Genomic DNA, 10,982 nt, shown 5'->3' with positions numbered 1-10,982 from the left:
CGCCCGCCGGCTGGCGGCGGGTGCGGTGGGGTGGGAGCGGCTGTCCTGCACCCCGACACCGGGGCCCTCCTCACGGTCGATCACCGCACCCCGACGGCGGCGCAGCGGCGGTACCTGCTGGCGCGGGATGGGACGTGCCGGGTCCCGGGGTGCGCCACGAAGGCGAAGCACTGCGACATCGACCACACGATCCCGTGGTCCAAGGACGGGCCCACCAGCGTGGACAACCTGGCGCACCTGTGCGAGCCGCATCACATGATGAAGCACTACTCGCCCTGGGACGTCGACCAGGTCGGGAGGGGGATCCTGCGGTACCGGTCCCCGGCCGGGTACGAGTACTACGACACCCCTTACCGCATCGAGTACGTCGGTGGCGGCGCACCACCCTTCTGACGTGCGGGGCGGCTGAGTGCCGAGCGTCAGCACCCAGTGCCGGCGGGCGCTCGGGCGCCTGACCGCCACCCGTCGCCGTCACGTCCACGGGTGGTCCCACCGTCCGTCCGCCTGCGCCGCCGCGACCTCGGCGAGCCCGCCGGGGCGCATCCGGCCCTCGGCGATCAGCCGCTCGACCTTTGAGATGTTGAGGCGGGACCACTTCGACGCCGGGCGCCGCCGCGCGTATCGCTGCAGGTAGGTCTCCTCGTCGCCGCCGCGGCGGACGGCGGAGACCCATCCGAAGCAGAGCCCCACGTCCACCAGCTCGTCCGAGCTGAGCGAGGCGGGCACGACGCCCTTCCGCGTCAGCCGGAGCCACCCGACCCGGGTCTCGGGCCCGGCCTGCTCCAAGAACGCCTCCACGTCGGCCACCGACGGGCGGTCGAGAACGGGTTCGCCGTCGATCTCCGTCATGGCGGCACGCTACTGCGCACATCGGACATCGCCGGGAGCGCGGCGGGCAGGATGGACGCATGAGCCTCCCCGAGCCGCTGTCGCGCAGCAAGCCGGTGTTCGCCGCCCCGATGGCGGGCGGCCCGAGCACGCCGGCGCTGGTGATCGCGGCGGCGCGCGCCGGCCACTTCGCGCAGCTCGCCGCCGGATACAAGGCCGTCGACGCGCTGCGCACGGACATCGGGGCGGTGCGCGAGGCGGGAGTCGACCTGTTCGGCGTGAACCTCTTCGTGCCGAACATCCATCGCATCGACGACGCGGCGTACGCCCGCTACTGGGAGCGCATCGCGCCGAGCGGGACGTCGATGCCCGCGAAGACCGAGGACGACGACGCCTGGGGCGCGAAGGTCGAGCTGCTGCTGGCCGACCCCGTGCCCGCCGTCAGCTTCACATTCGGCCTTCCCGAGCGCACGGTGATCGACGCCTTCCGCGACGCCGGCACGCTGGTCCTGCAGACCGTCACGTCGGCCGCCGAGGCGCGGAGCGCGATCGACGCCCGCATCGATGTGCTCGTCGTCCAGGGATACGGGGCCGGCGGCCACTCCGGCGTGTGGGAGGCCGGGGTGCTCCCGGCAGCGGTCCCGCTTGTCGACCTCGTGCGGGGCATCCGGGAGGCCGTGGCCGCTCCCATCGTCGCGACAGGAGCGGTGTCGCGCCGCGATCAGGTCGCCGAACTGCTCGATGGGGGCGCTGACGCCGTGGCGGTGGGCACGGCGCTGCTCCGGGCGCGCGAGAGCGGCACGTCGAGCGTGCACCGGTCCGCCCTCGCGGATCCCGCGTTCGCGCGCACCGAGCTCACCCGCGCGTTCACGGGGCGGCCCGCGCGGGCGCTCGTGAACCGATTCGTCGAGGCCCACTCGGCGCACGCGCCCTCGGGCTATCCTGCGATCCACCACCTGACCCGGGCGATGCGGGCGGACGCCGCGGCGCGCGGCGACAGCGGAGGGGTGCACCTGTGGGCGGGGGAGGGCTGGCGGGACGCCAGGGAAGCGCCTGCGGCGGAGATCCTCCGTGACCTGACGCCGTGAGCGGTGGCGCGATCGGCCGGCCGACGGGGCCGTCGATCGCGCCGCGCGCAGGGCCTACAGGGTCGCGGCGTCGATCACGAAGCGGTAGCGGACGTCGCTCGAGAGCACGCGCTCATACGCGTCGTTGATCTGCGTCGCCTCGATGAGCTCGATCTCGGGCGCGATCCCGTGCTCCGCGCAGAAGTCGAGCATCTGCTGCGTCTCGGCGATCGACCCGATCGTCGAGCCGGAGAACGAGCGGCGGTTCGCGAACAGCGTGAAGAGGGTGACGGGCAGCGGCTCCGGCGGGGCGCCCACGTTCACCATGGTGCCGTCGAGCGCGAGCAGCGACAGGTAGCGGTCGACGTCGAGGGGCGCGCTGACCGTGTTCACGATGAGGTCGAACCGGTTGGCGAGCCGCTCGAAGGTCTCGGGGCGGCCTCGACGGCCTCGCGCTCCTCCCGGAGGGTTACGAGCCGTGCGCGGGCTGCAGCGGGCGTTACGAGGCCCTCGTCGCGGTCGGTGATGATCGCCAGCGTCGCGGCCTCGATGCGGTCCAGGCGGGCGACGAGGGGCGCCATGGGGGCGGCTTCGCCAGCGAGGACCTCGGGGCGCGTCGTGAGGAGGGCGAGGGCCATCTCCTCGCGGAGGTGGCGGTCGAGGAGGTCGCGCGCGATGCCGACGTGGCCCTCGCGCCGGATGAGGCGGCCGTCCGCGTCGCGGGGCTTGTCCTCCTCCGCCGTCGAGCGGCAGACGTAGTAGGCGCCGCGGCTCGTGAGCGCGCGCTCGCACTCGGGGCCGCCGCACGCGACGAGCCCGGAGGCGAGGTAGCGTCGGCCGGGGCCGCGGGTGTCCGTGCGTCGCGAGGTGTCGGCCAGGATCGCGCGCACCTCGGCGGCCAGCTCGCGCGAGACGATGGGCTCGATGGCGTCGGAGTCGTGCGTGACGCCGTGCGCGCGGAGCTCGCCCGCGTAGGCCGGGTTGCGGAGCATCTGACGGAGGCGCCCGGTCGACCACGTCCGGCCGGTCGCCGGGTCGACCCTGCGGTCGAGGAGGTCGCGCACGATGGCGCGGAGGTGGTCGCCGCGCGCGACGCGCTCGAAGATGTCGCGCACGACCGCGGCCTCGTCCTCGCGGACGGTGACGCCGTCGGCCTCGTAGCCGTAACGGCGGCGCGTCGGGAGGGGTCGGCCCTGCGCGATGCGCTGCTCGTTCGCGCGGCGCTGGCGGGCGCCCTTGCGCTCAATCTCGGAGCGGGCCACGGCGGCCTTCACGCGGGCGAAGAGGCGCCCCGCATCCGTGCCGAGGTCGGCGTCGCCGTTGGCCGTCACGATGACGAGCGCGCCCCGCTCGGCGGCATCGATCCAGTCCTCCAGTTGGCGGGGCTGGCGGGTGAGGCGGTCGAGGTCGTAGCACACGATGGCGTCGAAGAGGCCGCGCTCGTAGTCGGCGACCATGCGGGAGTACGCCGGGCGGACGACGTCGCGCTTGGAGGCGCTGACCGAGTTGTCGACGTACTCGCCGACGAGATGCCAGCCGCGGGCCTCGATGAGGGCGAGAGCGTCCTCGCGCTGGCGCTCGACCGCTAGGCCGTCGCCCGAGGCGTCGAGGGAGATGCGGAGGTAGACGGCGGCGCGGCGCGGGGCGGTGGGCGGCATGCGGCCCATTGTACCTATCGGGAGTACGTGAACAGGAAGTCCCACACCGGGTGCTTCTCGCCGCGCGCGGCGCGCTCGCGGTGCTCCGCCGTGAGCGCGTCGGCCCGCGCCTCGTGCGCCGCCTCGCGCGCACGCCACTCGTCGCGCGCGAGGCGCGTGACGGTGGCGGTGTCGAGGGCGGCCGACATGCTCAGCGGGCGAGCACCGCCGCCATCGCGCGGGACAGGTACCACGGGTCGACGACCGCCGTCAGCTCGCGCGCGGAGTGCATCGACAGGATCGGCACGCCCACGTCGACCGTGCGGATGCCCAGGCGCGTCGCGGCGATCGGGCCGATGGTCGATCCGCACGGCACCGCGTTGTTCGACACGAACTCCTGGGTCGGCACGTCGGCCGACTCGCACGCGGCGTTCCACGCCGCCGCGCCGTGCGCATCGGTGGCGTAGCGCTGGTTCGCGTTGATCTTCAGGATGGGGCCGCCGCCCGCCTCGGGGCGGTTCGCGGGATCGTGCTTCTCGGGGTAGTTCGGGTGCACGGCGTGGCCCACGTCGCTCGAGATGTGCAGCGACGCGGCGAACGCCTGCGCCCGCTCCTCGGGCCCCGCGTCCAGCGCGGCCGAGATGCGCGCGAGCACGTCCTCGAGGAACGGGCCGGCGGCTCCCGAGCGCGACGCGCTGCCGATCTCCTCGTGGTCGAACGCGGCGTACATCGCGATGGAGCCCTGCGGCGCGGTCGCGAGCTGCGCGACGAGCGCGGCGTGCGCGGAAAGGAGGTTGTCGAGGCGCGCCGAGGCGAACAGCTCCTGCGCGTGACCGAACGTGCGCGGCTCCTGCGTGTCGGCCGCGACGATGTCGTAGCCGCCGATCTCGGCCGCGTCGACCCCGGCGCGCGCCGCGAGCGCCTGCAGGATGTCGGCGCTCTCGGCGTCGCCGAGTCCCCAGACGGGCTGGGTGTGGCGCTGCTTGTCGAGCTTGAGGCCCTCCGTGTTCACGCCGCGGTCGAGGTGCACAGCGAGCTGCGGGATGCGCAGCAGCGAGCCGGTGCGCACGAGGTGCTCCGTGCCGTCGAGCGTGACGATCCGGCCCGCGAGCTCGAGCTCGCGGTCGAGCCACGAGTTCAGCAGCGGTCCGCCGTAGACCTCCAGGCCCAGCTGCCACCAGCCGCCCGCGCCCTGCATGGTCGGCTTCGGCTTGAGCTTGAAGCCGGGGGAGTCGGTGTGCGCGCCGATGATGGTGAACGGCGTGATGGCGCCGGCGTCCTCGGGCAGCGCGAAGGCGATGACCGAGCCGTCGCGGAGCACGACGTAGCGGCCGCCGGGCTCGATCGACCAGGCGTCGGCCTCGTCGAGTCGCTCGTAGCCCGCGGCCTCGGCGCGCGATGCCGCCTCGGCGGCGGCGTGATAGGACGACGGCGACGCCGTCACGAACGCGGCGAGGTCCTCGATGTGGTCACGGGCATCTGCGGGAACTCGGTCGGCGATCATCGTCCCATTATCGCCCGGGGCCGTGACGGCCCGGGCGCCCGGGGTCAGGCCGCCGGGCGCGGCTCGATGAGCTCCGGGCCGTTGTTGCGGACGTTGCCGACCTCCTTGGCCACCGGGTGGTAGACGAGGGTCTCGGCGACGTACGGCGCCGCGTCGACGGCCGCGTCGAGCACGTCGCGCGGGTAGTCGACCGTCGGGTCGAGCCAGGCGTCGGCGTGGTCCGCGTCGAGGAACACGGGCATCCGGTCGTGGATCGAGCCGAGAGCGCCGATCGCGTAGCGGGTCAGGATCGTGAAGCTCAGCACCCACCGGTCCGGGTCGTCGTCCGCCTTCGCCGGGTCCTTCCACCACTCGTACAGGCCCGCGAACAGCAGGGGCGAGCCGTCCTCCGGGTGGATGAAGTGGGGCACCTTCTCGCCGCCGATGAGCTTCCACTCGTAGTAGCCGCTGGAGGGGATGATCGCGCGCCGCTTCTGCAGCGCGTTCTGGAACATCCGCTTCTCCTCGAGCTCCTCCGAGCGCGCGTTGAAGGCGCGGGCGCCGATCTTGACGTCCTTCGCCCACGAGGGGATCAGGCCCCAGCGTGCCACCTCGAGGCGGCGCGTGGGCGGCTCGGTCTTGGCCGAGTCGAGCACGATCGCGACCGGATCCGTCGGCGCGACGTTGTACGACGGCGGCGGCAGCTCGTCGGCCACCAGGTCCACGCGCAGCTCGCCCACGAGCTCGTTCCCCGCCTTCGCCACCACGAACCGTCCGCACATGCCGTCAGACTATGCCGGGCCGCCGGCACCCGTCCCGAAGACCGGATGGGTGCAAGCGGGTGCTACCTGTCGTGCGCGAGCAGGCCGACGGCCTCGAGGCGCTCGGCGAGGCCGGCGCCGTCATCGGCGGTGACCCACGGCACGGCCGCGGCCGAGTGGTCGTTGACGGCCGTGCGGCCACCCGCGAGCACGGCCTCGGCGGGGGACAGGCGGCGGATCGCCACGCCCGCGACCGACGACGGGTACTCGCTCGTGAAGCGGGTGTAGATCTCGTCGTCGTGCTGACCGTCGTCGCCGATCAGCAGCCAGCGCACATCCGGGAACTCCTCGGCGAGCCGGCGCAGGTTGGTCGCCTTGTGCTCCGAGCCGCTGCGGAACCAGCGGTCGTGCGTGGGGCCCCAGTCCGTCAGCAGCAGCGATCCGGGCGGGTAGAGGTGCCGCTGCAGGAAGCGGGTGAGCGTCGGCGCGACGTTCCAGGCTCCCGTCGACAGGTAGATCATGGGCATGCCCGGCTCCTGTCGCGTGAGGCGGCCGAGCAGCACGGCCATGCCTGGCACGGGCTGGCGCGCGTGCTCGGCGACCACGAACGAGTTCCAGGCCGCCAGCAGCGGGCGCGGCAGGGCGGTGACCATCACGGTGTCGTCGATGTCGCACACGACGCCCGTGCGGACGTCGGGCCCGACGATCTGAACGGGCGACTCGCCGGGCTCGCCGTTCTCGACCGACATCCGCACGATCTGCCAGCCGGGCTCGAGGTGGGCCTCGATCCGCGCGTCGATCACGCCGCCGCGGTCGGCCACGACCTCGTGCACCTCGTCGCCGATCGTGATCCGGACGGTCGCATAGCCGACCGGGATCCCGAGGAAGCTCCGCCAGCCGCGAACGCGCGCGAGCTGCCCGTTCGCGTCCCGCTTGGTCGGCGGCACGATCAGCACGCGGCCGAGGACGCGCACCCACCCGTCGCCGCCGTAGCCGGGGAACACGAGCACGGTCGGCTTGCGTCCGCGCCGTCGGGCGCGTCGCTCGCGCCACGCGTGGATGCGGCGCTCGAGCCGGGCGATCCAGTGGATCCTGTCGCGGGGCGTGGCAGAGGACATCCCGCACAGTCTTTCATGCGCCGTGCGCCCGGCACACGCCCGAAGGACCCGATCAGTCGTGCATGTGACGGTGCTCGATGCGGGCGATGATCTTCTTCACCGCGAACACGATCAGGATGAACAGCACGATCGCGCCCACGAACAGGTACCCCGCGTAGTGCGCGGTGCCCGACGCCTCGCGGTACCCGTGGGCGGCGCCGGCCGCGATCGAGACGTACAGCGTGGTCCAGAGCAGGCACGCGGGCAGCGTCCACGCGAGGAAGCGGCGGTACGAGTAGCCGCTCATCCCGACCGTCAGCGGGACCAGGGAGTGCAGCACGGGAAGGAAGCGGGACAGGAAGATCGCGATCCCGCCGCGCCGCCGCAGGTAGCGCTCCGACCGCTCCCAGTTGTGCTCGCCGATCCTGCGCCCGACCCAGGACGCGCGGATGTGCGGCCCGAGCCAGCGCCCGAGCGCGAAGCCGATGGACTCGCCGACCAGCGCCCCCACGACGACCACGGCACCGAGCACGAGCCCCTCGGTCAGGCTGCCGACGCCCGTGGCCGCGACCATCAGGACCGTGTCGCCGGGCACCACGAGGCCGATCAGCACGCTCGTCTCCAGCATGATCGCCAGGCCCGCGATGACCGTCCGCAGCACGGGATCCACGGACTGGACCGCGCCGAGCAGCCAGTTGAGCGCCTCGTTCACGCCACGAGCATATGGGCGCTCACCGGGCGCTAACCTGGAATCTCGCATCAACGCGCTGTTTCGGCGTGCTCACGAACCGATTGGCTCATCACTCCCGTGTCGCAGACTCCTCCCGCACCCACCACCGCGCCCGTCGACGGCGCGTTCGACGTCCACGCCCTGCAGGCCAAGTGGCAGGCGTACTGGGAGCAGAACGAGACGTTCCTCGCGGGCGGCGAGGAGGACACCCGGCCCCGCAAGTACGTGCTGGCGATGTTCCCGTACCCGTCGGGCGACCTGCACATGGGTCACGCCGAGAACTACCTCTACAGCGACATCGTCGCCCGCTTCTGGCGCCACCGCGGCTACAACGTGCTCAACCCGATCGGCTGGGACTCGTTCGGCCTGCCCGCCGAGAACGCCGCCATCCAGCGCGGCGCGGACCCGCGCGAGTGGACGTACGCGAACATCGCGCAGCAGCGCGAGAGCCTGAAGGCGTACGGCGTCTCGTTCGACTGGAGCCGCGTGCTGCACACGAGCGACGACGACTACTACCGCTGGAACCAGTGGCTGTTCCAGCAGCTGCACGAGCGCGGCCTGGCCTACCGCAAGGAGAGCCCGGTCAACTGGTGCCCGAACGACCAGACCGTGCTCGCGAACGAGCAGGTCGTCGACGGCGCGTGCGAGCGCTGCGGCGCCACCGTGGTCAAGAAGAAGCTGACCCAGTGGTACTTCAAGATCACCGACTACGCCGACCGCCTGCTGGACGACCTGAACCAGCTGGAGGGCTTCTGGCCCCAGAAGGTGCTGCAGATGCAGCGCAACTGGATCGGCCGCTCGGTCGGCGCCGACATCGACTTCGAGATCGAGGGCCGCGCCGAGAAGATCACGGTCTTCTCGACCCGCCCCGACACCCTGCATGGCGCGACGTTCATGGTCGTCGCGCCCGACAGCGACCTGGCCGCCGAGCTCGTCTCCACCGCGTCGCCCGAGGCGCGCGCCCGCTTCCAGGAGTACCTGGAGCAGACGCAGAAGGAGACCGAGATCGAGCGCCAGGCCACGGACCGTCCCAAGACGGGCGTGTTCCTGGAGCGCTACGCGATCAACCCCATCAACGGCGAGCGCCTGCCGATCTGGGCCGCGGACTACGTGCTGGCCGACTACGGTCACGGCGCGGTCATGGCCGTGCCCGCGCACGACCAGCGCGACCTGGACTTCGCCCGCGCGTTCGACCTGCCCGTCCGCGTCGTGGTCGACACCACGGCGCCGATCACGGGCGCCATCCCCGTGATCGAGGTGGACGAGGACGGCGTGCCGATCGACCCGCAGCTGAGCGAGCTCGACCCGCGTCACACGGGCGAGGCGCTGACCGGCGAGGGCCGGATGATCAACTCGGGCAGCCTCGACGGGCTGTCCAAGCGCAACGCGATCGCCCGCGTGATCGAGGAGCTGGAGGAGAAGGGCCTCGGCCGCGCCGCCAAGCAGTACCGCCTGCGCGACTGGCTGATCTCGCGCCAGCGGTTCTGGGGGACGCCGATCCCGATGATCCACACGCAGGACGGCGAGATCGTGCCGGTCCCGGCCGACCAACTGCCGGTGCGCCTGCCGGAGGCCGCCGGCCTGGACCTGAAGCCGAAGGGCCAGTCGCCGCTCGGCGCCGCCGCCGGCTGGGTCGAGACGACGGATCCCCGCACGGGCGAGCCCGCGCTGCGCGACCCCGACACGATGGACACGTTCGTCGACAGCTCCTGGTACTTCCTGCGCTTCCTGTCGCCGGGCAATGACCAGGCCGCCTTCGACCCGAAGGACGCCGACCGCTGGGCGCCCGTGGACGCGTACATCGGCGGCGTGGAGCACGCCATCCTGCACCTGCTGTACGCGCGCTTCATCACGAAGGTCCTCTTCGACATGGGCCTGGTGGACTTCACCGAGCCGTTCTCGAGCCTGATCAACCAGGGCATGGTGATCCTGGACGGCGCCAAGATGTCCAAGTCCAAGGGCAACCTGGTGCTGTTCAAGGAGGAGCTCGAGCGTCACGGCGCGGACGCGCTGCGCGTCGCGCTCGCCTTCGCGGGCCCCGTGGAGGACGACAAGGACTGGAAGGACGTCTCGACCACGGGCGCCCAGAAGTTCCTGGCGCGCGCGCTGCGCCTGGCGCAGGAGGTCGCGAGCGAGCCCGACGTCGTGTGGGCCGAGGGCGACGCCGGCCTGCGCCGCGTGACGCACCGCCTGCTGGCCGACGCGCCCGTGCTGATCGAGCAGACGAAGTTCAACGTGGTCGTCGCGCGCCTGATGGAGCTGGTCAACGCGATCCGCAAGGCCGTCGACGGCGCCGCGGGCCCGGCCGACCCCGCCGTGCGCGAGGCGGTCGAGGCGACCGCGATGATCCTGGACCTGTTCGCGCCGCACACCGCCGAGGAGATGTGGCAGCTGCTGGGCTACGAGGGCTCGATCGGGCTCGTGTCGTGGCGCAGCGCCGATCCTGCCCTGCTGGTCGAGGAGTCGGTCACCGCGGTCGTGCAGATCGACGGCAAGGTGCGCGCGACGCTCGAGGTCGCGGCCAAGGTCGACCCCGACACGCTGGAGAACATGGCCCGCCGCGACGAGCGCGTCATCCGCGCGCTCGGCGGCAAGGAGATCGTGCGCGCGATCGTGCGCGCCCCGAAGGTCGTCAGCTTCTCGACGCGCTGAGGGCTCTCGTCCCCAGGCGGGCGGGCGTCGCGGGCTCTCCACGGAGGGCCGGATGCCCGCCCGCCGGCGTTCGCGCCCGACCTAGCGTGGGCGGGTGCCGGGCATCGAGGGGAGTCCCATCGAGCAGATCGCGCCGCCGCCGCGGCGCGTGAGACTCGGGCTCGGCGCGGTGATCGTCCTGGCGCTTGCCGCCCTCGCCGTGACGATCGGCATCGGGATGTGGCGCGGCGCGACCGCTCCCGTCGAGCATGTGACGGGCCCCATGCCGTCGGCCGGCGCGACGGTCGCCGCGGGGCGGATCTACGTGCACGTGGCGGGCGAGGTGCGCGCACCCGGGCTGTACGTGCTTCCCGCCGGCGCGCGGGTCGTCGACGCCCTCGCCGCCGCGGGCGGGTTCGGCGACGGCGCCGACCGAGGGGCCGTGAACCTTGCGCGCGTCGTGAGCGACGGCGAGCAGCTGGTCGTGCCGGCCGTGGGCGAGGCGCCGGTCGCGGCTGCGGGCGGGGCCGCGCCGGAGGGCGACGCGCTGATCGACCTCAATGCGGCCGACGCGGCCGCGCTGGAGGAGCTGCCGCGCATCGGTCCCGCGCTGGCGCAGCGGATCATCGAGTGGCGCCACGCCAACGGCCGCTTCACGAGCGTCGAGGACCTGCTCGCGGTCCCGGGCATCGGCGACCGCATGCTCGAGACCCTGCGACCGCATGTGCGGGTCGGGTGAGGCGGCGGC

11 protein-coding genes and 1 pseudogene are annotated in these 10,982 nt (G+C 72.8%); 4 read left to right on the top strand and 8 right to left on the bottom strand.

The window, feature by feature from the left end; all coding sequences use genetic code 11:
* On the top strand, nt 1–393 hold a 393-nt coding region (locus ASD19_RS03880; protein ID WP_235562961.1), incomplete at its 5' end, for an HNH endonuclease signature motif containing protein.
* A 78-nt stretch (nt 394–471) separates the two neighbouring features.
* On the opposite strand, the gene ASD19_RS03875 is transcribed toward ASD19_RS03880, so the two are convergent.
* On the bottom strand, nt 472–849 hold the full coding sequence (locus ASD19_RS03875) for a YdeI/OmpD-associated family protein (RefSeq protein ID WP_055988843.1): 378 nt from the start codon (nt 847–849) through the stop codon (nt 472–474).
* 59 nt (nt 850–908) lie between these two features.
* Here ASD19_RS03875 and ASD19_RS03870 point away from each other — a divergent pair, with 59 nt between their 5' ends.
* Nucleotides 909–1,916 carry a nitronate monooxygenase gene (locus ASD19_RS03870; RefSeq protein ID WP_055988842.1) on the top strand — a complete coding sequence of 336 codons (1,008 nt, stop codon included), beginning with the start codon at nt 909–911 and terminating at the stop codon, nt 1,914–1,916.
* Nucleotides 1,917–1,970: 54 nt separating this feature from the next.
* On the opposite strand, the pseudogene ASD19_RS14595 reads toward ASD19_RS03870, so the two are convergent.
* The 7 genes and pseudogenes from ASD19_RS14595 to ASD19_RS03840 form a co-directional block, all read right to left on the bottom strand.
* A pseudogene (locus ASD19_RS14595) lies at nt 1,971–2,330 on the bottom strand (zinc-binding dehydrogenase); the annotation flags it as partial.
* Complete coding sequence (locus ASD19_RS14490; RefSeq protein ID WP_055988841.1) at nt 2,285–3,553, bottom strand: recombinase family protein; 1,269 nt, start codon at nt 3,551–3,553, stop codon at nt 2,285–2,287. The gene ASD19_RS14490 and the pseudogene ASD19_RS14595, both read right to left, overlap by 46 nt.
* Nucleotides 3,554–3,567: 14 nt before the next feature.
* Nucleotides 3,568–3,741, bottom strand: coding sequence for a hypothetical protein (locus tag ASD19_RS13910; RefSeq protein WP_156377095.1), 174 nt, complete (start codon nt 3,739–3,741; stop codon nt 3,568–3,570).
* Nucleotides 3,742–3,743: 2 nt separating this feature from the next.
* Nucleotides 3,744–5,036, bottom strand: coding sequence for a M18 family aminopeptidase (locus ASD19_RS03855; RefSeq protein WP_055988840.1), 1,293 nt, complete (start codon nt 5,034–5,036; stop codon nt 3,744–3,746).
* Between the two features lie 44 nt (nt 5,037–5,080).
* Entirely contained in the window at nt 5,081–5,797 is a 717-nt protein-coding gene (locus ASD19_RS03850) for an SOS response-associated peptidase (protein ID WP_055988839.1), read from the bottom strand.
* A 62-nt stretch (nt 5,798–5,859) separates the two neighbouring features.
* Nucleotides 5,860–6,894: an App1 family protein gene (locus ASD19_RS03845; RefSeq protein WP_055988838.1), complete on the bottom strand. Its 1,035-nt coding sequence runs from the start codon at nt 6,892–6,894 to the stop codon at nt 5,860–5,862.
* 52 nt (nt 6,895–6,946) lie between these two features.
* Nucleotides 6,947–7,585 (bottom strand): DedA family protein, encoded by a 639-nt coding sequence (locus ASD19_RS03840; RefSeq protein WP_055988837.1) that lies wholly within the window; start codon nt 7,583–7,585, stop codon nt 6,947–6,949.
* 96 nt (nt 7,586–7,681) lie between these two features.
* Here ASD19_RS03840 and leuS point away from each other — a divergent pair, with 96 nt between their 5' ends.
* Nucleotides 7,682–10,255 (top strand): leucine--tRNA ligase, encoded by a 2,574-nt coding sequence (leuS, locus tag ASD19_RS03835; RefSeq protein ID WP_055988836.1) that lies wholly within the window; start codon nt 7,682–7,684, stop codon nt 10,253–10,255.
* A 94-nt stretch (nt 10,256–10,349) separates the two neighbouring features.
* The gene (locus ASD19_RS03830; protein ID WP_230667816.1) at nt 10,350–10,973 is read left to right on the top strand and encodes a ComEA family DNA-binding protein; all 624 of its coding nucleotides are present in this window, start codon (nt 10,350–10,352) and stop codon (nt 10,971–10,973) included.
* Nucleotides 10,974–10,982: the final 9 nt, after the last annotated feature.

It is taken from the genome of Microbacterium sp. Root53 (genome assembly GCF_001426925.1).
GTDB lineage: Bacteria > Actinomycetota > Actinomycetes > Actinomycetales > Microbacteriaceae > Microbacterium.
Note: the sequence above shows the minus strand (reverse complement) of the source record. Positions and strands in the feature narration are given on the sequence as shown.

Excerpts from the sequence above, each read along its gene's own strand:
- ASD19_RS03875 (WP_055988843.1), bottom strand. The coding sequence starts at position 849 with ATGACGGAGATCGACGGCGAACCCGTTCTCGACCGCCCGTCGGTGGCC.
- ASD19_RS03870 (WP_055988842.1), top strand. The coding sequence starts at position 909 with ATGAGCCTCCCCGAGCCGCTGTCGCGCAGCAAGCCGGTGTTCGCCGCC.
- ASD19_RS14490 (WP_055988841.1), bottom strand. The coding sequence starts at position 3,553 with ATGCCGCCCACCGCCCCGCGCCGCGCCGCCGTCTACCTCCGCATCTCC.
- ASD19_RS13910 (WP_156377095.1), bottom strand. The coding sequence starts at position 3,741 with ATGTCGGCCGCCCTCGACACCGCCACCGTCACGCGCCTCGCGCGCGAC.
- ASD19_RS03855 (WP_055988840.1), bottom strand. The coding sequence starts at position 5,036 with ATGATCGCCGACCGAGTTCCCGCAGATGCCCGTGACCACATCGAGGAC.
- ASD19_RS03850 (WP_055988839.1), bottom strand. The coding sequence starts at position 5,797 with ATGTGCGGACGGTTCGTGGTGGCGAAGGCGGGGAACGAGCTCGTGGGC.
- ASD19_RS03845 (WP_055988838.1), bottom strand. The coding sequence starts at position 6,894 with ATGTCCTCTGCCACGCCCCGCGACAGGATCCACTGGATCGCCCGGCTC.